The sequence below is a fragment of the Sandaracinobacteroides sayramensis genome (genome assembly GCF_022014495.1).
Classification (GTDB): Bacteria; Pseudomonadota; Alphaproteobacteria; order Sphingomonadales; family Sphingomonadaceae; genus Sandaracinobacteroides; species Sandaracinobacteroides sayramense.
In genome coordinates, this window is sequence record NZ_JAKLSQ010000013.1 from 42,363 (window position 1) to 67,037 (window position 24,675).

General features: G+C 67.8%; 28 protein-coding genes. 12 read left to right on the forward strand and 16 right to left on the reverse strand.

Features of this window, described 5'->3' with window-relative positions; translation table 11 throughout:
* Positions 1-87: 87 nt before the first annotated feature.
* The 4 genes from L6Q21_RS10945 to L6Q21_RS10960 all read left to right on the forward strand — a co-directional run bounded on the left by L6Q21_RS10945 (position 88) and on the right by L6Q21_RS10960 (position 4,954).
* A complete protein-coding gene (locus L6Q21_RS10945; RefSeq protein WP_237830795.1) occupies positions 88-402 on the forward strand; it encodes a hypothetical protein in 315 nt (104 codons plus the stop codon).
* A 59-nt stretch (positions 403-461) separates the two neighbouring features.
* On the forward strand, positions 462-1,802 hold the full coding sequence (gene gorA, locus L6Q21_RS10950; protein WP_237830796.1) for a glutathione-disulfide reductase: 1,341 nt from the start codon (positions 462-464) through the stop codon (positions 1,800-1,802).
* A gap of 249 nt (positions 1,803-2,051) precedes the next feature.
* The gene (locus L6Q21_RS10955; protein WP_237830797.1) at positions 2,052-3,422 is read left to right on the forward strand and encodes a class II 3-deoxy-7-phosphoheptulonate synthase; all 1,371 of its coding nucleotides are present in this window, start codon (positions 2,052-2,054) and stop codon (positions 3,420-3,422) included.
* Between the two features lie 152 nt (positions 3,423-3,574).
* On the forward strand, positions 3,575-4,954 hold the full coding sequence (locus L6Q21_RS10960; RefSeq protein ID WP_237830798.1) for a cytochrome P450: 1,380 nt from the start codon (positions 3,575-3,577) through the stop codon (positions 4,952-4,954).
* On the opposite strand, the gene tgt is transcribed toward L6Q21_RS10960, so the two are convergent.
* The 13 genes from tgt to phaR all read right to left on the reverse strand — a co-directional run bounded on the left by tgt (position 4,935) and on the right by phaR (position 14,958).
* Positions 4,935-6,059 (reverse strand): tRNA guanosine(34) transglycosylase Tgt, encoded by a 1,125-nt coding sequence (tgt, locus tag L6Q21_RS10965; RefSeq protein WP_237830799.1) that lies wholly within the window; start codon positions 6,057-6,059, stop codon positions 4,935-4,937. The two genes, L6Q21_RS10960 and tgt, sit on opposite strands and share 20 nt — an antisense overlap.
* Before the next feature lie 4 nt (positions 6,060-6,063).
* Positions 6,064-6,552, reverse strand: coding sequence for a DNA-deoxyinosine glycosylase (locus L6Q21_RS10970; protein ID WP_237830800.1), 489 nt, complete (start codon positions 6,550-6,552; stop codon positions 6,064-6,066).
* Positions 6,549-7,559: a tRNA preQ1(34) S-adenosylmethionine ribosyltransferase-isomerase QueA gene (gene queA, locus L6Q21_RS10975; RefSeq protein ID WP_237830801.1), complete on the reverse strand. Its 1,011-nt coding sequence runs from the start codon at positions 7,557-7,559 to the stop codon at positions 6,549-6,551. Before queA ends, L6Q21_RS10970 begins: the two co-directional genes overlap by 4 nt.
* A gap of 21 nt (positions 7,560-7,580) precedes the next feature.
* Positions 7,581-8,300, reverse strand: coding sequence for a peptidylprolyl isomerase (locus L6Q21_RS10980; RefSeq protein ID WP_237830802.1), 720 nt, complete (start codon positions 8,298-8,300; stop codon positions 7,581-7,583).
* Between the two features lie 41 nt (positions 8,301-8,341).
* Positions 8,342-8,830: a pantetheine-phosphate adenylyltransferase gene (gene coaD, locus L6Q21_RS10985; RefSeq protein WP_237830803.1), complete on the reverse strand. Its 489-nt coding sequence runs from the start codon at positions 8,828-8,830 to the stop codon at positions 8,342-8,344.
* Positions 8,831-8,833: 3 nt separating this feature from the next.
* A complete protein-coding gene (locus tag L6Q21_RS10990; protein WP_237830804.1) occupies positions 8,834-9,730 on the reverse strand; it encodes a polyprenyl synthetase family protein in 897 nt (298 codons plus the stop codon).
* Between the two features lie 13 nt (positions 9,731-9,743).
* On the reverse strand, positions 9,744-9,986 hold the full coding sequence (locus L6Q21_RS10995; protein ID WP_237830805.1) for an exodeoxyribonuclease VII small subunit: 243 nt from the start codon (positions 9,984-9,986) through the stop codon (positions 9,744-9,746).
* Between the two features lie 83 nt (positions 9,987-10,069).
* Entirely contained in the window at positions 10,070-10,618 is a 549-nt protein-coding gene (locus L6Q21_RS11000; protein WP_237830806.1) for a YceI family protein, read from the reverse strand.
* Positions 10,615-11,193, reverse strand: coding sequence for a cytochrome b (locus L6Q21_RS11005; RefSeq protein ID WP_237830807.1), 579 nt, complete (start codon positions 11,191-11,193; stop codon positions 10,615-10,617). Before L6Q21_RS11005 ends, L6Q21_RS11000 begins: the two co-directional genes overlap by 4 nt.
* Positions 11,190-11,801 carry a YceI family protein gene (locus tag L6Q21_RS11010; protein ID WP_237830808.1) on the reverse strand — a complete coding sequence of 204 codons (612 nt, stop codon included), beginning with the start codon at positions 11,799-11,801 and terminating at the stop codon, positions 11,190-11,192. Before L6Q21_RS11010 ends, L6Q21_RS11005 begins: the two co-directional genes overlap by 4 nt.
* A 197-nt stretch (positions 11,802-11,998) precedes the next feature.
* Complete coding sequence (locus L6Q21_RS11015) at positions 11,999-12,748, reverse strand: SapC family protein (protein ID WP_237830809.1); 750 nt, start codon at positions 12,746-12,748, stop codon at positions 11,999-12,001.
* Positions 12,749-13,000: 252 nt separating this feature from the next.
* The gene (locus tag L6Q21_RS11020) at positions 13,001-14,401 is read right to left on the reverse strand and encodes an FAD-binding oxidoreductase (RefSeq protein ID WP_237830810.1); all 1,401 of its coding nucleotides are present in this window, start codon (positions 14,399-14,401) and stop codon (positions 13,001-13,003) included.
* Positions 14,398-14,958: a polyhydroxyalkanoate synthesis repressor PhaR gene (gene phaR, locus L6Q21_RS11025; protein WP_237830811.1), complete on the reverse strand. Its 561-nt coding sequence runs from the start codon at positions 14,956-14,958 to the stop codon at positions 14,398-14,400. Before phaR ends, L6Q21_RS11020 begins: the two co-directional genes overlap by 4 nt.
* A gap of 108 nt (positions 14,959-15,066) precedes the next feature.
* Between phaR and L6Q21_RS11030 the strand changes: the two genes are divergently transcribed.
* The 8 genes from L6Q21_RS11030 to L6Q21_RS11065 all read left to right on the forward strand — a co-directional run bounded on the left by L6Q21_RS11030 (position 15,067) and on the right by L6Q21_RS11065 (position 22,408).
* Complete coding sequence (locus L6Q21_RS11030) at positions 15,067-16,137, forward strand: alpha/beta fold hydrolase (protein ID WP_237830812.1); 1,071 nt, start codon at positions 15,067-15,069, stop codon at positions 16,135-16,137.
* Between the two features lie 33 nt (positions 16,138-16,170).
* The gene (locus L6Q21_RS11035) at positions 16,171-17,343 is read left to right on the forward strand and encodes an acetyl-CoA C-acetyltransferase (RefSeq protein WP_237830813.1); all 1,173 of its coding nucleotides are present in this window, start codon (positions 16,171-16,173) and stop codon (positions 17,341-17,343) included.
* 5 nt (positions 17,344-17,348) lie between these two features.
* Entirely contained in the window at positions 17,349-18,041 is a 693-nt protein-coding gene (locus tag L6Q21_RS11040) for a hypothetical protein (RefSeq protein WP_237830814.1), read from the forward strand.
* A 385-nt stretch (positions 18,042-18,426) separates the two neighbouring features.
* Entirely contained in the window at positions 18,427-18,960 is a 534-nt protein-coding gene (locus L6Q21_RS11045) for a GNAT family N-acetyltransferase (RefSeq protein WP_237830815.1), read from the forward strand.
* A 32-nt stretch (positions 18,961-18,992) separates the two neighbouring features.
* Complete coding sequence (locus L6Q21_RS11050; RefSeq protein WP_237830816.1) at positions 18,993-19,592, forward strand: DUF1285 domain-containing protein; 600 nt, start codon at positions 18,993-18,995, stop codon at positions 19,590-19,592.
* Positions 19,576-20,172, forward strand: a complete 597-nt coding sequence (locus tag L6Q21_RS11055; RefSeq protein ID WP_237830817.1) for a CoA pyrophosphatase — start codon at positions 19,576-19,578, stop codon at positions 20,170-20,172. Before L6Q21_RS11050 ends, L6Q21_RS11055 begins: the two co-directional genes overlap by 17 nt.
* A gap of 10 nt (positions 20,173-20,182) precedes the next feature.
* A complete protein-coding gene (locus tag L6Q21_RS11060) occupies positions 20,183-21,379 on the forward strand; it encodes a CCA tRNA nucleotidyltransferase (RefSeq protein ID WP_237830818.1) in 1,197 nt (398 codons plus the stop codon).
* Positions 21,380-21,424: 45 nt separating this feature from the next.
* Positions 21,425-22,408: an LLM class flavin-dependent oxidoreductase gene (locus tag L6Q21_RS11065; protein ID WP_237830819.1), complete on the forward strand. Its 984-nt coding sequence runs from the start codon at positions 21,425-21,427 to the stop codon at positions 22,406-22,408.
* On the opposite strand, the gene L6Q21_RS11070 is transcribed toward L6Q21_RS11065, so the two are convergent.
* The 3 genes from L6Q21_RS11070 to L6Q21_RS11080 form a co-directional block, all read right to left on the reverse strand.
* The gene (locus L6Q21_RS11070) at positions 22,381-22,701 is read right to left on the reverse strand and encodes a hypothetical protein (protein WP_237830820.1); all 321 of its coding nucleotides are present in this window, start codon (positions 22,699-22,701) and stop codon (positions 22,381-22,383) included. The genes L6Q21_RS11065 and L6Q21_RS11070 overlap by 28 nt on opposite strands.
* Positions 22,702-22,748: 47 nt before the next feature.
* Positions 22,749-23,912, reverse strand: coding sequence for an alpha-hydroxy-acid oxidizing protein (locus L6Q21_RS11075; RefSeq protein WP_237830821.1), 1,164 nt, complete (start codon positions 23,910-23,912; stop codon positions 22,749-22,751).
* Positions 23,913-23,986: 74 nt separating this feature from the next.
* Positions 23,987-24,466: an Lrp/AsnC family transcriptional regulator gene (locus L6Q21_RS11080; protein WP_237830822.1), complete on the reverse strand. Its 480-nt coding sequence runs from the start codon at positions 24,464-24,466 to the stop codon at positions 23,987-23,989.
* Positions 24,467-24,675: the final 209 nt, after the last annotated feature.

Below are 24,675 nucleotides of genomic sequence, written 5' to 3' on the forward strand. Positions count from 1 at the left end.
GGTGCGGGAAAATCCGCGACGAAATGGCTTTTCCCGCTTCCAATTGCCGCCCCCTTTCCTACCTTCCGAAAGGAAAGTGAGCGTAGCATGACCCAATATCCCTTCTTGATCGCCCCTGCCCTGCTTCTGCTGGCGGGGCCCGCCGCCGCGCAGGAAAAGCCGCCCGTGAAGGTCGGTTCCGACTTGGTGGTGATCGGCAAGCCCTGCCCCGGCAGCAGCGTCGAATGCGCCGACCAGCAGTTGAAAGCCGCGGCGGAAAAGGCGCAACAGCAGGCGTCGGGCTCCTTCTCCGCGGTGCCGAACGCCAGTTCCGCCCCCAATGGTATCGGCCTCGTCACCCCGGCCGGCGCCAAGCTGCGGCCGGACTGGCCGGGCAATCAGCCGCCGCCAAATCCGCGCTGAATCCCTGGACCCCGACCGGAAGGCTGGCGACTCCCCCAGCGCCGGTTTAAGGATCGGCCATGGCTTTCGACTATGAGTATTTCGTCATCGGCGCCGGCTCCGGCGGAGTCCGCTCGTCGCGCATCGCTTCCGCTCATGGCGCGAAGGTCGCCATAGCCGAGGAGTATCGCGTCGGCGGCACCTGCGTGGTGCGCGGCTGCGTGCCCAAGAAGCTGCTGGTGATCGGCGCCCACTTCGCCGAGGATCTGGAAGACGCCGAACGCTATGGCTGGAAGATCGAGGGCAAGAGCTTCAACTGGCCAACGCTGCGCGACAATGTGCTGGCGGACGTCGACCGCCTCACCGCCGCCTATCAATCGACGCTGGACAGCCACAAGGTCGAAACCATCCTCGGCCGCGCCACGCTCGCCGGCCCCAACCGAGTCCGCGTCGACGACCGGGAAGTGACCGCGCGGCATATCCTCGTCGCCACCGGCGCCCGGCCGCAGGTGCCCGACATCCCGGGCGCCGAACTCGGAATCACCTCGAACGAGATCTTCCACCTGGAAAGCCTTCCGAAGCGCGCGATCATCTGCGGCGCTGGCTATATCGCCAACGAATTCGCCGGAATCCTGAACGAGCTTGGAGTGGAAGTCACCCTCGTCGTCCGCTCCGACACGCTGCTGCGCGGCTGGGACCGTTCGCTGGCGGACCGGCTGATGGCGATCTCCACCGAAAAGGGAATCCAGTTCCGCTTCAACACCCAGCCCGAGAAGCTGGAAAAGCAGGCCGACGGCAGCCTGCTGATGCATTGCAAGGGCGGCAAGGCGCTGGAAACCGACCTGCTGCTCTGGGCGGTCGGCCGCGTCCCCAACAGCGCCGGGCTGGGCCTCGAGGAACTGGGCGTCGAACTCGCCGACAATGGCGCCATTCCGGTCGACGCCGCCAGCCACACCGCCCTCCCCTGGCTGCACGCCGTCGGTGACGTGACCGACCGGCTGCAACTCACGCCCATCGCCATCCGCGAAGGCCATGCGCTGGCCGACAAGCTGTTCGGCAGCAAGGAGTGGACGGTGGACCATGACTGCGTGCCGTCCGCCGTCTTCAGCCATCCGCCGCTCGCCAGCGTCGGCCTCACCGAGGCGCAGGCACGCAACCAGCATGGCAATGTGAAGATCTTCACCAGCGATTTCCGGCCGATGAAAAGCGTCCTCGCCGGCCGCAACGAGCGCTGCCTCTACAAGCTGGTGGTCGATGGCGCGACCGACCGGCTGCTGGGCGCCCATATGATCGGCCCGGATTCGCCCGAAATCCTGCAGGCGCTGGCCATCGCCGTGAAGGCCGGCCTCACCAAGGCGCAGGTGGACCAGACGGTGGCGCTGCACCCCTCCATGGCGGAAGAACTGGTTCTCATGCGCTGAAGCATGGCCGATGCGGCAGTGGATCGGCTCGAATAAAACCCGCCGCCCCAACCCGTCACCCCGGGCTTGACCCGGGGTCCAGCTTTTTCCAGGGCACGACCCTCAAGGAAGCCCCCTGGCTCGAACCCGGGATAACCGGAATCGGCAAAACCGCTCCCAACCAATGCAAAGCACCCCATTGCCGCCGATGGCCTCTGCTTGCAGACATCCCTTGCGCTCACGACATTTGCGAGTCATGAGACGCCCCTTATGAGCAGGAAATGGACCCCGGAGAGCTGGCGGACCGCCGAAGCGCGGCAGATACCCCTTTGGCCGGACGCTGAAAAGGCAAAGGCCGTCGAAGCCGAGATGCGGAGCTTCCCGCCGCTCGTCTTTGCCGGAGAGACGCGCCAACTGACCGAGCGCTTCGCCGATGTCGTCGCCGGCCGGGCTTTCCTGCTCCAGGGCGGCGACTGCGCCGAAAGCTTCGCCGAATTCCACCCGAACAACATCCGCGACACCTTCCGGGTGCTGCTGCAGATGGCCGTCACCCTCACGTTCGCCAGCCATATGCCGGTGGTGAAGGTGGGCCGCATGGCCGGGCAGTTCGCCAAGCCGCGCTCGTCGGACATCGAGGAACTGGGCGGCGTCTCGCTCCCCTCCTACCGCGGCGACATCGTCAACGACATCGCCTTCGAGGAAACGGCCCGCATCCCCGATCCGGACCGGCAGAAGCGCGCCTATATGCAGGCGGCCTCCACGCTGAACCTGCTGCGGGCGTTCGCCACCGGTGGCTACGCCAATCTGCACCAGGTCCATAAGTGGAATCTAGACTTCGTCGCACGCTCCCCCTGGGCCGAGCGCTATTCCGAAGTCGCCAACCGCATCGGCGAAGCGCTTTCCTTCATGGAGGCCTGCGGCATCTCGCCCGACACCGTGCCGCAACTGAAGGGCACGGAATTCTACACCAGCCACGAAGCGCTGCTTCTGGGCTATGAGGAAGCCATGACCCGGCAGGACAGCCTGACCGGCCAGTGGGTCGACACCTCCGCCCATATGCTCTGGATCGGCGACCGCACCCGCTTCGAGGGCTCGGCGCATCTGGAGTTCCTGCGCGGCGTGATGAACCCGCTGGGCCTCAAATGCGGGCCGACCCTGAAGCCGGACGAACTCATCCGCCTGATCGACACGCTGAACCCGGCGAACGAACCCGGCCGCCTCACCCTCATCAGCCGTTTCGGCGCCGACAAGGTGGAAGCGCATCTGCCCGCCCTCGTCCGCGCCGTCCAGCGCGAGGGGCGGCATGTCATCTGGTCCTGCGACCCGATGCACGGCAACACGGTAAAGGCCGGCTCCGGCTACAAGACCCGGCCGTTCGACCGGATCCTCGCCGAAGTGCGGCAGGTGTTCGCGGTGCACCGCGCCGAGGGCAGCTTCATGGGCGGAATCCATGTGGAGATGACCGGCCAGAACGTCACCGAATGCACCGGCGGCGCCATCGCCGTGACGGACGAGGGGCTGGCCGACCGCTACCACACCCATTGCGACCCGCGCCTGAACGCCGGGCAGGCGCTGGAACTGGCCTTCCTGCTGGCGGAAGAACTCGCCGCCCACCGCAAAGGCCTGCCGAAAGCCGCCTGAGAACCTCCGCTGAAGGGGGCAAACCACTGTCCCCAACCTTCGTCACCCCGGGCTTGACCCGGGGTCCAGCTTCTGCGCCCCATCCCCAGAACCCAAAGCTTGCCACACCCAGATTATACGGATAGCCTCTCCGCAAAATCGGAGGAGAGGCCATGAACGCGCCCGTCAATCCCGGCGATCTCTACCCCGCAGACCTGAAGGTCCGTGGATTCGAGGATTTCGCCCATGTCCCCGGCCCGCAGCCGGCGCGCTCACGCACGTGGCGCACCATCCAGTTCCTGCGCGACCCGAAGGGCACGATCGAATGGCTGGCCGACACCTATGGCCTCGTCTTCCGGCGGCAGGATTATATGGGCTGGGGCGTCACCCTCCTCGGCCCGGAGGCGAATGAGCTGGTCCTTTTCAACAAGGACAAGATCTTCTCCTCGAAGCTCGGCTGGGACCCGGTGCTGGACATGGTGTTCCCCAACGGCCTGATGATGATGGATTTCGATCCGCACCGGAAGGACCGCAAGACCCTGTCTGTCGCCTTCAAGCCGGCGCCGATGAAGGCCTATCTCGGCGGGCTGAACGAAGGCATCGCCCGCCGCGTCGGCCAGTGGAGCCAGACCGACAGCTTCAAATTCTACCCCGCCATCAAGGACCTGACGCTGGACCTCGCGGCCGGCTCCTTCCTCGGCATCGCCTGGGGGCCGGAAGCGCAGAAGATTAACCAGGCCTTCACCGACATGGTGCGCGCCTCGGTCGCCATCGTCCGCCGGCCGCTTCCCTTCACCCAGATGCGCCGGGGCGTGAAGGGCCGGCAATATCTGTGCGACTTCTTCGGCCGCGAAATCCCCAACCGCCGGGGCAAGGAAGGCGATGATTTCTTCACCCAGTTCTGCAACGCCCGCGACGAGGACGGCAAGCTGCTGACCGATCAGGAAATCATAGACCATATGAACTTCCTGATGATGGCCGCGCACGACACGCTCACCTCCTCCATCACCTCCATGGTCTACCATCTCGGCCGCAACCCGGAATGGCAGGAAAAGCTGCGCGAGGAAGTGGACGGAGTCCGCGCCCGCCACGGCGACTCGCTCTCCTATGAAGCGCTGAGCGAGCTCGAACTGGTGGAAATGGCCTTCAAGGAATCGCTCCGCCTCGTGCCGCCGGTGCCGATGATCCCGCGCCGCGCGGTCAAGGATTTCGAGTTCCAAGGCTATCATATCCCCGCCGGCTCCGGCGTCGGAATCAACACGCTCTACACCCACCATATGGAGGAGCATTGGCCCGATCCCGAGCGCTTCGACCCGCTGCGCTTCACCACGCAGATGTCGGCCAACCGGCACAAATACGCCTGGGTGCCCTTCGGCGGCGGCGCGCATATGTGCCTGGGGCTGCACTTCGCCTATATGCAGGCCAAGGCGTTCTTCTTCCGCCTGCTGTCCGACCGGAGGATCGAACTGCCGCAAGGCTATGAATGCGCCTTCCACATGGTGCCGATCCCGCGCCCGAAGGACGGGCTGCCGGTCAGCCTCCCTCCCCGCTGAGCCGGCCGAGGCGTTCGCGCGCGAACGCCTCCACCCGCCCGGCGGCAATGGCGTCGCGCAGGCCCTGCATGAGCTGCTGATAATGCCAGATATTGTGCTGGGTCAGCAGCATCGGCCCCAGCATCTCCTCGGCCTTGATCAGATGGTGCAGATAGGCGCGGCTGTAATGCGCGCAGGTCGGGCAAGGGCATTCCGCGTCCACCGGCCCCACATCCTCGGCATGGCGGGCGTTGCGCAGGTTCAGCGTCCCGTCCATCACAAAGGCCTGCGCCGTCCGGCCGGAGCGGGTGGGCATCACGCAATCGAACATGTCCACCCCGCGCAGCACCGCGCCGATGATGTCGGAGGGCTTCCCCACCCCCATCAGGTAACGCGGCTTGTCCGCCGGCAGCAGGCCGGGGGCATAGTCCAGCACCCCGAACATCGCCTCCTGCCCCTCGCCCACCGCCAGCCCGCCGATGGCATAGCCCTCGAAGCCCACCTCGATCAGCCGCTCGGCCGATTCCCGGCGCAGATCCTCGAACACATTGCCCTGCTGGATTCCGAACAGCGCCGGCGCCGGATCGGCGAGAAAGGCCTCGCGCGAGCGCTTCGCCCAGCGCATCGAAAGCCGCATCGCCCGCGCCGCATCCTCGTGCGTCGCCGGATGGGCGATGCACTCGTCGAACGCCATCACGATGTCGGAGCCGAGCAGCCGCTGGATCTCCACCGAGCGCTCCGGGCTGACGAAATGCTTCGAGCCGTCGATATGCGACTGGAAGGAAACCCCCTCCTCGGCGATCTTCACCAGCGCCCCCAGGCTCATCACCTGGAAGCCGCCGCTGTCGGTCAGGATCGGCCCCTCCCAGTTCATGAAGCGGTGCAGCCCGCCCAGCCGCGCCATCCGCTCCGCCCCGGGGCGGAGCATCAGATGGTAGGTGTTCCCCAGAAGGATATCGGCGCCTGCCGCCCGCACCTGCTCCGGATGCATGCCCTTCACCGTGGCGGCGGTGCCCACGGGCATGAAAGCCGGCGTGCGGATATCCCCCCGGTCGGTGCGGATCACGCCGGTGCGCGCCCGTCCGTCGGTGGCGTGAAGATGGAAAGTGAATTGATTCAATTTCAACACTCTAGAGATAGGAACGCAGGCCGGCCCAGATCGCCCGCTTGCTCTCGAACGGCATCGCGGCATAGGCCGGGCTGCTCGATGGAAGCGGAATAAGGGCCGGATGCGCCGCGGCCAGTTGCCGGCTGCCTATACGATGGGCGGTGCCGCCGTTGAAGGCAATTGCGCGCAGGTCCGGCAGCCGCCGCACCAGTTCCGGCAGATCGTTGGCGGTGATGTCGCGCATGTCGGCGTCCAGGCTGCCCACCCTGCGCGCGGACTTCACGACATCCCACAAGCCGATCCCGCCCTCCCGCAACGCCCCCAGCCTGTCGGGATAGGCCAGCGCCACGAGCGGCCGGTCCAGCACGGCTTCCAGCAGCTTCCAGAACTGGTTGCGCGGATGGGCATAATATTCTCGCGCGGCCAGAGAGGCGGCACCCGGCAGGCTGCCGAGAATCAGCAGCCGCGCATCCCCGCGCACGGCCGAGGGGAAAGAGGTGGCGGCAGTCATGGCAGCAGCAGGGAAGAATCCCCATAGCTGTAGAAGCGATAGTCGGCTGCAACGGCATGGGCATAAGCGCCGCGCATCCGCTCCAGCCCCATCAGCGCGCTCACCAGCATGAACAGGGTGCTGCGCGGCAGGTGGAAGTTCGTCATCAGCCCGTCCACCGCCCGGAAGCGATAGCCCGGCGTGATGAAGATATCGGTCGTGCCGGTGAAAGGCTCCAGCCCGCTCGCCTCCAGCAGCCGCAGAGAGGTGGTGCCGATCGGGATGATCCGCCGCCCTTCCCGCTTCGCCGCCTTCAGCCGCGCCGACACCTCGTCCGGCACCCGCCCCCATTCGTGGTGCATCCGGTGGTCGGCGGTGTCGTCCACCTTCACCGGCAGGAAGGTGCCGGCGCCCACATGCAGCGTCACGGTTTCGCGCTGCACGCCTGCCGCTTCCAGCGCCGCCAGCAGCTCCGGCGTGAAGTGCAGCCCGGCGGTCGGCGCCGCCACCGCGCCATCCTCGCGCGCGAATAGGGTCTGGTAATCGGCCTTGTCGCGCTGGTCGATTCCGCGCTTGCGGGCGATATAGGGCGGCAGCGGCATGGTCCCGGCGCGCTCCAGCGCCACTTCCAGCGGCTCGGCGCTTTCGAAGCGCCAATGCACCTCGCCGCCCTCACCCTTGCTTTCCACCACCCCCGCCAGCGTCTCGCCGAACGCAACCCTATCGCCGCGCTTCAGCCGCCTGGAATTGCGCACGAAGGCCAGCCATTCCATCGGCCCCAGCCGCATGTGCAGGGTCACGTCGATCCGCGCTTCCCCCTTCAGCCCGGAAAGCTGCGCCGGAATCACCCGCGTGTCGTTCCCCACCAGCACATCGCCGGGCCTCAGCAGAGAGGGCAAGTCGCGCACCAGATGGTCGGAAAGCCCGTCCGCGGCCACGCGCAGCAGCTTCGCGCTGTCGCGCGGGCTGGCGGGGCGAAGCGCGATGCGGTCCTCCGGCAGGTCGAAATCGAAATCGTCCACGCGCATGGGCGGCCGTTCCGCCCGGCGTCAGGGCTTCGGCTCGGCCGGAGGCTGTTGCATCAGCTTCGCGGCTTCCGCCGCCAGCGGGTCGGCGTCAACCTTGGGGGCCGGGAAAACCGGAGGCGCCTTGTTGTCTGCGCCGATCGACGCCTGCAGGATGCGGCTGGGATTGGCCGGCGGTTCGCCGCGCTCGATCGCGTCCACCCACTGCATGCCGGAAATCACCCGGCCGAACACGGTATATTGCCGGTCCAGCTTCAGCATCGGCTGGAACATAATGAAGAACTGGCTGTTAGCGCTGCTCTCGTCGCTGGTGCGGGCCATGGAAACGGCGCCGCGCACATGCGGCGCCTCGTTGAACTCGGCGTTCAGCGCCGGCATGTCCGAGCCGCCCTGCCCCGTGCCCTTCGGGTCGCCGGTCTGCGCCATGAAGCCGTCGATCACCCGGTGGAAAAGCAGTCCGTCGTAAAAGCCGTTGCGGGTCAGCGTCTTGATCCGCTCCACATGATTGGGCGCGATATTCGGCCGCAACAATATGGTCACCCGCCCCCCGGTCGAGAGATCCAGATACCAGACATTCTCCGGGTCTACGACGGGCAGCACCCCCGTCACCCCGGCCACCGCCGGGCCGGCCGGAGAAGCCTGCTGCGAATCCGTCTCCCGCGGCGCGGATTCATGCGGAAGCTGGGCGGCGGCCGGCGCAGCGAACGAGATCGCAAAGGCGGCCAGAATCAGGCGGATAGGCATGGACGGCTTCTTCTCCGCCAAGGCTTTCGGGGGGCTGAACATCAACCGCCGGAACGCCCGATTCGCTCGCGCACCTCCAGCGCCATCTGCTCAGAGACGAATTTGTCGATAGCGCCGCCATAAGCGGCGATTTCCTTCACCAGCCGCGAGGCGATCGGCTGCAAGGCCACATCCGCCATCAGGAACACCGTCTCGATCTCGGAATTCAGCTGCTGGTTCATGCCGGCCATCTGGAATTCATATTCGAAATCGGCGACCGCCCGCAGCCCGCGCACGATGATGGAGGCGCCCTGCGCTTCCGCGAAATGCATCAGCAGCGCGTCGAAGGAGACCACTTCCACATTGTCGATATGGGCGATTTCGCGCTTCACCTGCGCCACCCGCTCGTCCAGCGTGAACAGCGGCGATTTGGACGGGTTGGTGGCGACACCGATGATCAGCCGGTCCACCAATTTGGCGCCGCGGCTGATGATGTCCATATGCCCCAGCGTGATGGGGTCGAAGGTTCCCGGATAGACACCGATGCGCATGGTTCAGCGATCCCGTTCGATGGCGAAGCGGGCGATGGCGCGGAGCAGGTCCGCCTCAGGCCCGAAGCCTTGCAGATGGTGGATGGCCTGGTCGATCAGCATTTCCGCCTGCGCCCGCGCGCGCTCGACGCTCAGCAGCGACACGAAGGTGGACTTGCCGGCGGCCCCGTCCTTGCGGAGCGCCTTGCCGGCGGCTTCCGGGTCGCCCTCCACGTCCAGCAGGTCGTCGGCGATCTGGAAGGCCAGCCCCAGGTCGCGCGCATAGCCGCGCAGCTTCAGCCGGGTCTGCGGCCCCACCTTGCCCATGATGGCGCCGGCTTCCACGGAAAAGCCGATCAGCGCCCCGGTCTTCAACTGCTGCAGTCGGGTGGTCGTCGGCAGGTCGAAGCGGGTCTTTTCCGCCGCCAGATCCATCATCTGCCCGCCGGCCATCCCGGCCGGGCCGGACGCCCGCGCCAGTTCCAGCACCAGTTCCGACCGCACGAACGGATCCTCATGCGTCGCTTCGTCGGCCAGCAATTCGAAGGCGACCGCGAACAGACTGTCGCCGGTCAGAACGGCAATCGCCTCGTCGAACGCCTTGTGCACCGTCGGCTTGCCCCGCCGCAGGTCGTCGTCGTCCATGCAGGGCAGATCGTCGTGGACGAGGCTGTAGACATGCACCGCCTCGATCGCCAGCGCCACGCGCATCGCCCGCTCGCGGTCGACGTTGAACAGGTCGCAAGAGGCCACCACCAGCAGCGGTCGCATCCGCTTGCCGCCGCCCATCACCGCATAGCGCATCGCCTCGTAAAGGCGGCCACGCGCATCCTCCGGCACGGCCAGCAGCCGGTCGAAGCGGGCGTCGATCGCCTCGCTGATGGCGTCCAGGGCGGGTTTCAGGGTCTGGCTCGCTTGCATGGTCTGGCGTGCGCTATCCGGCAAAGGGGGTCTCGGAAACGGGGCGGCCTTCGGGGTCGAGCTGAAGCTGGGCGATGCGCGCCTCGGCGGCGGACAGCTTCGCCTCGCAATGGGCGCGCAGCTTCTGCGCCTCCTCATAGAGGCTGATCGCCGCTTCCAGCGGAGCGTCGCCGGACTCGAGCTGCTTCACGATCGCTTCCAGCCGCTGCAGCGCGGCCTCGAAGCTCAAGCCGGAAATATCGTCGGTCCCTGCCATCTCGCCTCCCGCAAAGCCTGCCTTTGAACGGGGGGCGATGGCCGGTCAAGCCGCCAGCCTTCGGACAGGCGTCCGCAGCCGGTTTATTTCACGCGGGTGGCGCGGATATTCACCTTCACCGGAACCTTGAAACCGACCCATGTGCCGGCGGCATCGCTGTCCTGGCCGATGCGGAAGCTGCGCCGGTCGAGCACGGTCTGCCCCTGCATCACCGCCGTATCGCCGGTGATGTTCAGCGTGAACGGCAGGCTGACGGGCACGGAAACGCCGCGCATCGTCAAGGTGCCCTTGGCCAGATACTGCCCCGGCTTCACCTGGGTGATGCTGGTGGACTGGAACCGCGCCGTCGGCGTCTTCTTCACATCGAACCAGTCGGCGCCCGGCAGGCTGCCGTTCACCGTGCGGTCGGGCGTGGTGGCGGCCGCGAGGTCGATGGTCGCATCCACCTTCGCTTCGCCCGGCTTCGCCGGATCGAAACGGATATCGGCGGCGAACTTCGGGAATCTGCCTTCCACCTTCTGCCCGTTCCATTCGGCGGTGAAACCGATGGCGGACTGGGCGGGCACCACGGCCCACTGGCTGGCAGCGGCAGGGGCCGCCAGCAGGAACGACAAAGCGACGCGCGCGATCATGACGGCCTCCGAACCCAGGGCAGCATGCGCGCCAGCACATCGTCCCTGTCCCAGAAATGGTGCTTCAAGGCGCCGCCGACGTGCAGAAAGAACAGAAACGCCCCGAAGAAAGCCATCAGTTCATGGGCTTCGCTGGCGGCGCCCGCCGTTTCCTTGCTGCTGGCGATCGGCAGATGCGGCCATTCGAACAGCCCGAACCAGATGGTGGGGAACGCCAGCGGGCTGGCCGACACCATCACCCAGCCCGAAAGCGGCACCAGGATCATCACCGCATAGAAGCCCCAGTGGGTCAGCTTCGAAAGCAGCCGTTCCACCGGGGTCATGTGCGCGGGCAGCGGCGGCGCGCCGGCCACCAGCCGCACACCCAGCCGAACCAGGCTGAGCACCAGGATCGTAAGGCCGATGCTCTTGTGCAGCTGCGCGACGGTGAAGCCCAGTTGCCGGGTGGCGGGGTCGGCGGCGTTGAACAGATCCTCCATCAGCAGCCCGCCGACGAAATTGCCGATGAGCAGCAGCGCGATCAGCCAGTGAAGGGTGATCGCCGTGCGGCTGTAGCTGCTGATGGCGCGGCTCACTTCTTGAAGAACTCGGCTTCGATGATCAGCTTCACATCGTCGCCCAGCGCTCCGGCGAGATCGGTGGAACCGAAATCCGCCCGGTTGATGCTGCCCACGGCCGAGAAGCCCAGCGTCGGGATCTTGCGCATCGGATGCTCCTTGGCGCCGTTCAGCGTCACGTCCAGCGTCACCGGCTTCGTCACGCCCAGGAAGGTCAGGTTGCCGGTCAGCTTGCCGGTGGTGGCGCCCGTCGCCGTCAGCCCGGTCGACTGGAAGGTGATCTTCGGATGCTCGCCCGACTTCAGGAACTTGGTGGCGATCACCTTGTCGAAATCCTCCTTCTCCGGGAAGGGGAAGTCGGTGCGGACGCTGTTCGGGTCGATCGTCACCGTCACACTCGACTTCGTCGGGTCGGCGGGATTGAGGTTGATGACCGCGTCATAGGTGGCGAAACGGGCGGTATAGTTGGAAAGCCCGAGGTGCTTGATCTGCCAGGTCAGGCTGGCGTGCGTCTTGTCCAGCACATATTCGCCGGCCGGCACGGAAAGCGGTGCGGCCTGCGCCAGAACCGGGGCGGAAAAGCCGATCGCCGCGGCGACCAGAAGGGGCTTCAGGAAAGACGTCATCTCGATGCTGCTCCCGCAATTTGATTCGGTGGCGAAGCCTAACCTCCGATCCGCACCAGCGACAAGCTGCAATGGCCGCAAGCAATCCTTTCAAAAAAGAAAGCGATAGCCACAGTGTGTTTACAAAAAAGAAAAGCCCCGGCTTTCGCCGAGGCTTTGCTGGCCGCCCTTTTCCCGTCTGGAAAAGCGCTTCGGCCTCAGGCGTTGGCCTCGGGGTTCATCATCCCGAACAGCACGCGCATGTTCGAAAGCGAGAAGAGATGCGCATAGACGAGGCCCAGCATCCCGTTCTGCACCATCTTGCGGGCCTGGTCGCCGCGGATGTTCTGCAGCTTCTTCTCGTCGATCATGCGGAAGCCGGCGAAGGTGGCGGGCTGCTCCATTCCGGGGTTCTGGATCTGCGCCTGGCCTTCCATCAGCAGCTCCAGCTTCGCCAGCTCGTCCATGAAGCTCTTGGTGCGGGCGACCGCCTGCTCGAACTGCTCGCAGAAGGACAGGATCGACTTCGTGGTCTCGGTCGGCTGCTTCTCGGCGTCGAACAGCTTGTTCGCGCCTTCCGCCGTCACCACGCCGCTCTGGTCGTCGAACACCAGGCTCAGCACGTCGCTGTCGGGCGTCAGGCGGGCCAGCATGAAGGGGTGGCGGCGCAGATAGGCCGGCACATAGCTGTTTTCAGCCCACACACCCTTTTCGTCGACGAACAGATTCTCGCCTTCCTTCAGGCCGACCAGCGCCAGCGGCACGCTTTCCGGGCCGTCGGTGAAGACGATCGGATAATGGCGCTGCGCCATCACGAATTCGTCGACGGTGATGGGAATGGCGTGGGTCGGCTTGGCGAAGCTCAGTTCGGTGCGCTCGTTCAGACCCCAGTCCGCATGCAGGTCGGACGTGAGCGGAATCAGGTTCTGGTAGAACAGCGGAAGTTGCGCAGGCGGTTGGCTGGCCATGAAGTCTTTCCCGATACGAAAAGAGCGCCCACGGGGCGGGGGCGCCGTCGGCGGATGGCTCTAGCGCGGCTCTCCCGCCGGCGCAAGCAAGGGGAATGCAGTGCAGCAACGGGGCGCTCCAAACCACTGCACCCCGTCACCCCGGGCTTGACCCGGGGTCCAGCTTTTCCACGGCGCTCGAGGATGAAAGCTGACCCCCAAGTCAAGCCCGGGGCGACGAATAGCGCAACCCTCACTCTATAACAGATACGCTCAGACGAACAGCTTGCCGGGGTTCATGATCCCCAGAGGGTCCAGCGCCGCCTTCAACGCCCGCATCGCCGAAAGCTTGCCGGGATCGCCCAGCCGCGCCAGTTCGGCGGCCTTCAGCGTGCCGATCCCGTGCTCGGCGGAGATCGACCCCCGGTAGCGCGCGATCAGGTCGTGCAGCAGCCGGCGCGCCGCTTCCGCATTCGCCTCCACCCAGGGCCCGCTCTCCACCCCGGCCGGCGGCAGCAGGTTCCAGTGCAGATTGCCGTCGCCCAGATGCCCGAACACCAGCGGCCGGCTTCCGGGCATTTCCCGCGCGAACAGTTGAACCGCCTCGGCGTCGAAGGCCGCGATCCGCTCCACCGGCACGGAAATGTCGTTCTTCACAGACTTTCCCTCCTGCCGCTCGGCGATCGCCACATTCTCGCGCATCGCCCACAGCGCCTCGGCCTGGGCGCGCGAACCAGCGAGCACCGCATCCAGCACATCTCCGGCTTCCATGGTGCCGGCCAGCAGCGTCTCCAGCGCTTCGCGCGACGCCTCCACCTCCATCAGCACATGAAAGGCGCTGCGAGTCTCCAGCGGCGCGCGGCTGTCGGGCAGCTGCCGCAAAACCAGCGCCAATGTGTCGGCGGACAGCAATTCGAAGCTCTCCACCCGCTCCCCCAGGCCGGAGCGCAAACGCGCCAGCAACTGCAACGCCGCTTCCGCCGAGGGCACCGCCGCCCAGGCAGTGGAAACATCGGCGAACGCCGGCGCCAGCTTCAACGCCACGCGCGTCACCACCCCCAGCGTTCCCTCGGCGCCGATCAGCAACTGCTTCACATCATAACCGCTGTTGTCCTTCCTCAGCGCCGAAAGCTGGTTCAGAACCGAGCCGTCCGGAAGCACCGCTTCCATCCCCAGTACCAGGCTGCGCATCGGCCCATGGCGCAACACCTGCACTCCGCCGGCGTTGGTCGAGACCAGCCCGCCGACCGTCGCGCTGCCCTTCGCGCCTAAAGACAGGGGAAAACGGCATCCGGCCCGCTCCGCCGCGCCCTGCACGTCGGCCAGAATGGCCCCGGCTTCGGCGCAAAGGCTCAGCCCGCGCGCGTCGACATCGGAAATGCGGTTCATCCGCCGCATGGAAAGCACCACGCTTAGCCGGGCGAGGTCCGCTTCCGGCACGCCGCCGCCCACCAGCCCGGTGTTGCCGCCCTGCGGCACCAGCCCCACCGAATGCGCGCCCGCCCAGCGAACGATATGCTGCACATCCTCGGTGCTGCGCGGCAGCAGCAAGGCCAGCGCCTGCCCACGCTTCTGTCCGCGCCAGTCCAGCAGATGCGGGGCAAGTTCATCGGCTCCCGTGCGGACGATATCCGCCGGAAGCCCGGCCAGAATCGCCTCCGGCGCCGAACTCATTCCTTGGCGAGCTTCTCGATCTTCGCCTGCAGCGCCTGCAATTCCGCCTTCAGCGCCTTCACATCCTCGGCGGGCGCCTCGGTGGCGGCGCCGGTCGCGGCGCCGGGATTGCTCCACATGCCGGTGGCGGCCTTCATCATCGCCATATTCTGCCGGGCCAGCGCCTCGAACGGGTTGGAGCCGCCGGCCATCATCCCCATCATCGTGTCGCGCACCTGTTCCTGGTTGCGGCGGAAGGCTTCCATCGAGGCTTCCAGATAATGCGGCACCATCGCCTGCATCTGGTCGCCGTACATCGAGATCAGCTGCCGCAGGAAGCTGACCGGCAGCAAAGTCGTGCCCCGATTCTCCTCCTCCACGATGATCTGCGTCAGCACATTGTGGGTGATATCGTCGCCGCTCTTGGCGTCCACCACCTTGAACTCGCGGCCGGCGCGGGTCATCACCGACAGATGCTCCAGCGTGATATAGCTCGAGCTTTCCGTGTCATAGAGGCGCCGGTTGGCGTATTTCTTGATGATGACGGGCTCGGCGGTGGCGGCTTGGGGGCTCGGCATGGCGATCCAGTTCTCGAAAGAGTTGACCAGGAAAGAGTTGACCAGACGATTATGACGCGGGATTTAGCATGTGCAACATGACCCGGCAAATATCTGGTGCTGCGCAACATGGCTGACATGGGAAAAGCGAAGAAAAGCCGGGAGCGCGGCCCGCATCCGCTGCCGCTTTTCCTGACGCTCCTGTCCCGCCGCCTCGGCGCCGAGCCCGATCGTCTGCAAGCCGCGCTCGAAGGGCTTCAGCGCTACCAGCAGGCGCCGGCGCTTCCCGCGCAGCCTCCGCTGCAGCCGGCCGCGCGACGCGGCGGCGTGCGCTTGCTGCGCGTCGGCGGACCGGCAGACCGCCCGCCGCTGGTGCTGATTCCCTCGCTCATCAACGCCCCCATCGTCCTCGATCTGGCGCCGGGGCGCTCGCTGGTGCGGTATCTCGCCGAAAGCGGCCACAATGTCTTCCTGCTGGACTGGGGGCAGATGGGGCCGTCCGAGCGGCGACTCGGCCTCGCCGGCCTCGTTTCCACCCGCCTCCTCCCGCTTATCGAGAAGTTGGGCCCGAAAATCCACCTGGCCGGCTATTGCCTCGGCGGCACGCTGGCCCTCGCGGCCGGGCAATTGCTGGGCGCGCGCCTCGAAAAGCTCGCCCTCATTGCCGCCCCCTGGCATTTCGCCGGCTTCTCGCCGGAGGCCCGCCGCGCCGCGCTGGAGAACTGGCGCACGGCCCGCCCCATCGGCCAGCGCCTCGGCGCCGTTCCGGTAACCCTGCTGAACCCGCTCTTCTGGGCGCTGGACGAGGAAGCGGTGGTCGCCAAGTTCGAAGCCCTCGCCCGCCGCCCGCCCGGCGACCCCGGCATCGCCTGGTTCGCGGCGGTGGAGGACTGGGCCAGCAGCGGCGCCCCCATTCCCCTTCCAGCCGCCCGCGACCTCTTCCTCTCGGGCTTCGGCAACGACCGGATCGGCCGGGGCCTCTGGCGCGTGCGCGGCCAGCCGATCCGGCCCGAAGCGATCTCCGCCCCGATCCTCGACTTCGGCGCCACGAAGGACAGGATCGTCCCCCGCGAGGCCCGTATCCGCGCGCCCGGAGTCGAGCGCCGCGACGTCGATTCCGGGCATGTCGGCATGATCGTCGGCTCGGGCGCCCGGGATGCGCTCTGGCAACCGCTTTCAAACTGGCTGCACGATCGCTAGATGACAGCCGACATTTCCAGAAAGGTTCCTGACATGACCGAAGTTGTGATCGCCGCCGCCCGTCGCACAGCCGTCGGCAGTTTCCTCGGAAGCTTCGCCACCCTCCCCGCGCACGAACTGGGCCGCGTCGCCATCGAGGCGGCGCTGGCGGACGCGGGCGTCGACGGCGCCGACGTCGGCGAAGTCATCCTGGGCCAGGTGCTGACCGCCGGGCAGGGCCAGAACCCCGCCCGCCAGGCCTCGATCGCCGCCGGCGTGCCGCAGGAAGTGCCGGCCTGGGGTGTGAACCAGGTCTGCGGCTCGGGCCTGCGCGCCGTCGCCCTGGCGGCGCAGGCGATCCGCAACGGCGACGCCAGCGTGATGGTCGCCGGCGGGCAGGAGAATATGTCGCTCAGCCAGCACGCGCAGGCGCTGCGCGCCGGGCAGAAGATGGGCGCGCTGGAACTGGTCGACACCATGATCAAGGACGGCCTCTGGGACGCCTTCAACGGCTACCACATGGGCGTCACCGCCGAGAACATCGCCGAGCGCTACCAGATCGGCCGCGAAGCGCAGGACGCCTTCGCCACCGCCTCGCAGAACAAGGCGGAAGCCGCGCGCAAGGCCGGCCGCTTCGCCGCCGAGATCGCCCCGGTCACGATCAAGACCCGCAAGGGCGAAACAGTGGTCGATCAGGACGAATATATCCGCGAAGGCGCCACCCTCGAAGCCATGGCCGGGCTGAAGCCCGCCTTCAAGAAGGACGGCAGCGTCACCGCCGCCAACGCCTCGGGCCTGAACGACGGCGCCGCCGCGCTGGTGCTGATGTCGGCGGACGAAGCCGCCCGGCGCGGCGCCCCGGTGCTCGCCCGCGTGAAAAGCTGGGCGTCGGCCGGAGTCGACCCGGCGGTGATGGGCCTCGGCCCGATCCCCGCCTCGCGCCTCGCCCTGGAAAAGGCCGGCTGGACGGTCGCCGACCTCGACCTCGTCGAAGCCAATGAAGCCTTCGCCGCACAGGCGCTGGCGGTCGGGCAGGAACTGGGCCTCGACCCCGAGAAGCTGAACGTCAACGGCGGCGCCATCGCCATCGGCCACCCGATCGGCGCCTCGGGCGCGCGCGTTCTCGTCACGCTGCTGCACGAAATGGGCCGCCGCGACGCGAAGAAGGGCCTCGCCACGCTCTGCATCGGCGGCGGCATGGGCATCGCGCTCACCGTCGAGCGCTGAAAGGCATGAAGCCTGTCGGGCAGGAAATGGCCGCCGGCGAGGCGGTGGCGGGCACGGCCGCCACCGCCGCCGCGCGCACCGGCGGCCCGGCGCGGCCGGGCGAGGGGGGGGCGGCCCGGCCCCCCCCCGCCGCCGCGCGCACCGGCGGCCCGGCGCGGCCGGGCGAGGGGGAGACGATCCTCTGGCAGGGCCGGCCGGCGATGCTCACCCGCAAGCTTCTGGAACTGATCGGCTTCCTGCTGCTGCTCGGCCTGCTCAGCTGGTTCGCGCTGGAGCTGATCCGCCCTCATCTCGCCGGCTCCGCCTTCGCCGGCCAGCCGACGGCGGGCGCGGTGCCGCTGGTGCTGGGCATGGTGCTGGGGATGATGCTGATCATCGCCCTTCCCGTCTGGCTGCGCTCCAGCGCCCGGGCGCGGGCGCGCTACATGCTCACCAACCGCCGGGCGCTGGTCTGGCTGGGGGACAGGATCGTCGGCGAGGCCCTGCTGTTCGGCGCCGACATGCGGGCCAGCGGCAACGAGGTCAGCTTCGAGGCCAGCCGAATGGTGCTGAGCTGGCGCCTGAAGGACGAAGGCGCCGACCGCCTGCGCTTCGAGCAGATCCCGGACGCGCTCGCCGTCGCGGCGCTGGCCGAGGAACATGGCGCCCGCTGGCTGGACAGGCCGGAAACCCCGCCTGGGAACGGCCCGGACGCCTGAGGCATACGCCAGCCGGCCGGCCATCCGTCAGCTTGAACCTGATACACCAACACCCGTCACCCCGGGCTTGACCCGGGGTCCAGCTTCTCCACGCCCTCGAACGCTCGAAGAACAAAGCTCCCCGCTCACCCCCGAGCGACGCAGCGTCGAATCCGCTCCAACCCACCCCACCACAAGCTCTTTTCTTTCCGCCCCGAAGCGCTTATATCGCCCCCACCATGCAAGGCCACGCTTTCAAACGGGACATGCTTCGACGCGGCTGACCGCCGTGCGCCTTCCTTTTGCCGGGGGCAGCGCGGCGGGCGGGTGGCTGGCGGCCATCCGGTGGGGGCGAAAGTCTCCGTTTCTTCACTCCCCCAACATTCTGTGGAAATATCCCTGCCGCATGGACACGCCCGTGGACTTTCTATCGCACGATTCCGTCGACCCTCAGGCCGTCACCGGCCTGCTCGACCTTTGCTTCGGCCCCGCCCGAATGAAGCGCACGGCCTCGCTGCTGCGCGCCGGCGCGCCGCGCATCGAAGCCGCCAGCTTCGTCGCCACCCAGAGCGATGCCCTCGTCGGCAGCGTCGAATGCTGGGAGGTGGAGTGGCGCCACCCGCAGGCCACGCGGCGCATCGCGCTGCTCGGCCCGCTGGTTTCCCATCCGGACCGGCGCGGCGAGAAGATCGGCGCCCGCCTCATGGACCTGGCGCTGGCCGAGCTGGACAAGTCGCGCCTGCCCGTGATGCTGATCGGCGACCAGCCCTATTACGGCCGCTGGGGCTTTTCCGCGCAGCACACCGGCGAGTGGATTCTCCCCGGCCCGGTGGACCGCGACCGGCTGCTGCTGCGCACCCGCATCGGCCACCGGCTGCGCGGGCCGGCGACGGTCGGGGCGCAAGGCCCGAATACCGGCCGGGAGAGCGCGGCGGCTTGACGCTGCCCTGAGGGCGGCCCATTCCGGCTTCCATGGCCGCCCCGGTTGACACCATACGCCCCGAAGCGCTCGACCTGTCGCAGGCTTCGCTTGCCGACATCGCCCGCGCCGTGGCCGAAAAGCGCCTCCCTCCCGTCGAGCAATGGAACCCCGGCCATTGCGGAGACAGCGAGATGCGAATCCGCGCCGACGGCACATGGTTCCATCAGGGCACGCCCATCGGCCGCGCGGCGCTGGTGAAGCTTTTCTCTAACATCCTCCGGCGGGAAGCGGATGGCGGCTATGTGCTGGTCACCCCGGTCGAGAAACTCTCGATAGAGGTGGAAGACGCCCCCTTCCTTGCCGTCGAGGCGACGAGCGAAGGCGAAGGCCGCTCCCGCACCCTCGCCTTCCGCCTCAACACCGACGAGATCGTCATCGCCGGCCCGGCCAACCCGCTGCGCCTCGAAACCGCGGCCGACGGCACCCCGCGCCCCTATCTGCACGTGCGCGGAACCCGCGACCGGCCTCTGGAGGCGCTCGTCAACCGCCCGGTCTTCTACCAGCTCGCCGATCTGGCGCTGGCGGAACAGGAAAGCGGCGGGCCGCTCGGCCTCTGGAGCGGAGGCGCATATTTTGCCTTCGCTGATTGAACGAATCCGCACCAGCCTCGACAGGCCCATCGCCCCGAAGCTGCGCGGCGATCAGGATTTCGGCGAGCATGGCACCCACCCGCCGGCCGGCCTGCTGGTTCCGGCCGCCGTGCTGGTGCCGATCATCCCCGCGCCGCAGCCGAAACTGCTGCTGACGACGCGCACGCCCCACCTGCGCAGCCACGCCGGGCAGGTGGCCTTCCCCGGCGGCCGCATAGACGACACGGACGACGGCCCGGTGATGGCGGCGCTGCGCGAAGCGGAGGAGGAAGTCGGCCTGCCGCCCGCCTCGGTGCAGGTGCTGGGCCTCTCCGACCCTTATCGCACCGGCACCGGCTATGAAGTGCGCCCGGTCGTCGGCCTGCTCCCGGAAACGCTGGACCTGAAGGCCAATCCGGCGGAAGTGGCCGATGTCTTCCAGGTGCCGCTGGAATATGTGCTGGACCCGGCCAACCACCACCTCCGCGAGGCGGAATGGCAGGGGAGGATGCGCCGATACTACAGCATAGAGTGGGACGGCCGGCTGATCTGGGGGGCGACGGCCGGGATGCTGGTCAATCTGGCCGGGCGGCTTGCATGACCAGGCCCGCATGACCCGGCTCGACCCCGCGCTCTGGATCGAAAAGCCCGGCTTCCGCCGCCTGCTGAAGGTGCTGCGGGCGGATGCCGGGGAAACCCGGCTGGTGGGCGGCTCGGTGCGCGACTGGCTGCTCGGCCAGCCGGCGGCCGACATGGACCTCGCCACCCGCCTGACGCCGGAGGAAGTGATGGCGGCGCTGGAGGCGGCCGACATCCGCGCCGTCCCCACCGGGCTGAAGCATGGCACCGTCACCGCCGTCTGCGGCCAGACGCCCTATGAAATCACCACGCTGCGTCGGGATGTCGAGAGCTTCGGCCGCCACGCCGAAGTCGCCTTCACGCAGGACTGGCGCGACGACGCCGCCCGGCGGGACTTCACCATCAACGCCCTCTACGCCGACCCGCTGACCGGCGAAATCCACGACTGGTTCGGCGGCCTCGAAGACCTCGCCGCCCGCCGCGTGCGCTTCATCGGCGCCCCTCTCGAGCGGATCGCCGAAGACCATCTGCGGATCCTGCGCTTCTTCCGCTTCTCCGCCCGCTTCGCCCCCACGCTAGACCCGGAGGGGCTGGAAGCCTGCGCCCAGCGCGCCAACGACCTGATGGCCCTCTCGCGCGAGCGGATTCGCGACGAGCTGCTGAAGCTGCTCGCCCTCCCCACCCCCGTGCCGACGCTGGCGGCCATGCTGGAACAGAATATCCTGCGCCCGGTTCTGCCGGAAATCGAAGCCGCGCGCCTCGCGGACCTCGGCGCCCTCATCGAAGCCGAAGCGCAAGCCCATGTCGCCGGAGACGGCCTTCGCCGCCTCGCCGCCCTGCTTCCAGCGGACCCGAAGCTGGCCGCCGAAATCGGCGCGCGGCTGAAGCTCTCCAACGCCGACAAGGCCCGCCTCACCCACGCCGCCCGCCGCGAACCCACGCCCCAAGACCCGCGCGCGCTGGCCTACTCCATCGGCCCGGATTCGACCCTGGACCGCCTGCTCCTCACCCACGACCCGCGCGCCCACCACTGGGCCGGCCCGCTTTGCGCCTATGTCCGCCCGCGGCTGCCCGTTTCCGGCAAGGATCTGATCGCCATGGGCCTTCCCCCCGGCCCCGCCGTCTCCCGCCGCCTCGCGGAAGTGGAGCGACGCTGGGTGGAATCCGGCTTCCCGGCCGACCGCAACCGCACGATGGCCATAGCCCGCGAAGTGATGGGAATCCGCTGAACAAAGCCCCTCCCTTTTCCTGTCTCGCCACCCCATATCCCCCGAATGCGGCTTTCCATCCTAGACCAGTCCTCCATCGCCGAAGGCGCCACCGGCGGCCAGGCGCTCCTCAATTCCATCGAACTGGCGAAACTGGGCGACAAGCTCGGCTACCACCGCTTCTGGATGGCGGAACACCACGCCACCCCCGCTCTCGCCTCCGCTTCCCCGGAACTGATGCTGGCGGCGATCGGCCGCGAAACCGAGCATATCCGGCTGGGCACCGGCGGGGTGATGCTGCCGCACTATTCCCCGTTCAAGGTGGCGGAGAGCTTCTCCATGCTCGCCGGCCTGCTGCCGGGCCGCATCGACCTGGGCCTCGGCCGCGCCCCCGGCTCCGACCAGCTGGCCGCCTATGCGCTGCAGCAGGATCGCCGCCAGCGCGCGCCCAACATCTTCCCGGAACAGCTCGGCGAGCTTCTCGGCTATCTGGACGGCGACCTTCCATCCGATCACCCCTTCCGCCACCTCGCGCAAACGCTCCCGGGCGGCGCGGAGCATCCGGCGATCTGGGTGCTCGGCTCCAGCCCGGACAGCGCCCGCCTCGCCGGCGCCATGGGGCTTCCCTATTGCATCGCCGACTTCATCGCCGGCGAAGTCCCGGAACTGGCGCACCTCTACCGCGAAAGCTTCCGCCCATCGCCCCGCGCGGCCCAGCCCGAACTCATCGTCTGCTGCTGGCTGGTCGCCGCCGACAGCGACGAGCGCGCCCACTGGCTCGCCGCCCCCTCGCGCATGCTGTTCGCGCATCTCACGCAAGGGCGGCTGATCGCCGTGCCGCATCCGGACAAGGCCACCGAATGGCTCGCCGCCAACCCCAGCCCCATGCCCGGCAACCGCTGCCCCATCGTCGGCACGGCGGCGGAATGCCGCGCCGCCCTCCAGCGCAAGCAGGCGCTTTACGGCGCGGACGAGATGATGCTGGTGAACATCCTGCACGACCATCGGGACCGGATGGAAAGTTACCGCCTGATGGCGCCCTCGGCCTGAGGCGCCGCACCGCGCGGATTGCAGCGCACCAGCGCCACATCCTCCAGCGCGAAGATATGCGTCCACTCACCGCGGCGGGTGCTGGCCTCGGCAATGCCGCCCTCCACCCGCAGCGCCAGCACGGCGCGCACCACCCCGCCGCCGCGCAATTCGATGTCCAGCGTCTCCGCCCGCGCCGATTCCAGCGCCGCCCAGCCGCGCGCCAGCAGGGTGCGGCCGACGCAATCCCGCCCCCGCGCCTCGCCCCAATCCGCCACCCCTTCGCGGAATCTCCGATGTCCGGACAGGTCCATGCCGCCTCCCTGCTTCCGCAGGCGGTTACGGCACGGTGGCCGAAGCCCTAAACCCGCCGCACCGCGCCTGCCCGGCGCACATCGGCGATCGTCGGCCAGCCGTTCACCGCCATCATCAGGTCGGCCTCCGCCAGGATGGAGCGCAACACATGCGCCGCCCCATCGGCGCCGCCCAGCGCCAAGCCATAGCTGTAGGGCCGCCCCACCCCCACGGCGGTCGCACCCAGGGCCAGCGCCTTCACCACATCCGTGCCGGAGCGCACGCCGGAATCGAACAGCACCGGCACATCGCCGGCCGCCTCCACCACGCCCGGCAGCATGTCGATGGCGGCGATCCCGCCGTTCGCCTGCCGCCCGCCATGGTTGGAGCAATAGATGGCGTCGATCCCGGCATCCACCGCCCGCCGCGCGTCGTCGGGATGGCAGATGCCCTTCAAGGCGATCGGCAGGTTCGTCAGGCTCCGCAGCCAGCCGAGATCGTCCCAGGTCAAAACCTTCCCGAACAGGCTCGCCCACAGCATCATCGCCGAGCGCAAATCCTCCTCCGGCTTCTTCCCCAGAAGCTCGCGGAACACCGGGTCGCCGAAGTAATTCCGCAGCACATGCCCGCGCAGTTGCGGGAAGTTGGAGGCATTGAGGTCGCGCGGCCGCCACCCGGTCACCCAGGTGTCCAGCGTCACGATGATCGCCTTGTAGCCGGCGGCTTCCGCCCGCCCGACAAGGCTCGCCGCCAGTTCCGGATGCTTCGGCGTGTAGAGCTGGAAGAAGGCCGGCGTCTCGCCCGCGGCCTTCACCACTTCTTCCAATGGATCGTTGGTCAGCGTCGAGACCGCAAGCGGCACCCCGGTGATCGCAGAGGCCCGCGCCGCCGCCAGATCGCCATGCCCGTCCGGCGTGCAGAGCCCCGTCACCCCGATCGGGCTCATGAACAGCGGCGAATGGAGCTTGCAGCCGAACAGCTCCACCGAAAGGTCGCGGTTGGTGCAATCGACCAGCATGCGCGGCACCATCCCCCAGTCCCGAAAGGCCAGCGCGTTCAGATCCTGCGTATGCTCGTCGCCGCAACCCCCTTGCACATAGTTCAGCAGGAAGGGCGGCATGGCGGCTTCCGCCCGCGCCTTCAGACTCGCGAAATCGACGGGATAGCGCGGCACGACACCGCCAAGGCCTTCGAAATAGATTTCGTTCTGATAGTCGCCGAAATGCGCCATGCCGCTTCCTCCCTCGTTGCCGAACGAAGCATCGGCGATTGCCGCGCCACACTCAATGCCGTGCAAATGACAGGTTATCGTCCCAGCCGAAGCGGCCGGCGGGACGCGCTCTCGTCCACCGCCGTGCGGATGGTGATCAGCGTCCGGAACCCCTGCACGCCATTCTCCTCGCCCAGGGCGCGGCGGGTGAAGCGGTCATATTCCTCCATGCTGCCCACCTGCACCCGCAGCAGGAAATCCTCCTCCCCGGTCACTTCCCAGGCGCCGGTCACTTCGGGGTGGAGGCGGATTTCCCGGTGGAAGGCATCCATCCGCCGCGGCCCGGATTGCCCCATCCGCAGCAGCACATGCATCGTCAGCGCCGACCCCGTCAGCGCCGGGCTGACGATGGCGACATCGGCCACGATCACCTTCTCCTCGCGCAGCCGCCGCAGCCGCCGCAACACCGCGGACACGGAAAGCCCCACCTTCTGCGCCAGCTCGCGCGCCGGCTGCTGGTTGTCCTGCCGCACCAGTTCGATCAGCCGCCGGTCGAATTCGTCGAGGTCGATCATTTTTCGCATGAAATGCAGCATAGCGCGAAATAGCGTCGCCGTATCCGCGAAAATAGGCGCCTATTATCGCAATCGAGCGGGTAGAAAATGGCCGTCCATCCACCTCCCAACGGAGCCGACCAGATGTCGCAACCCACTCGGAAAACCGGCCTTTTCGGCCGGATGCTGTCGCTTGCCCTCGAAACGTCGAGAGCAGCCGTCGCCGTCCA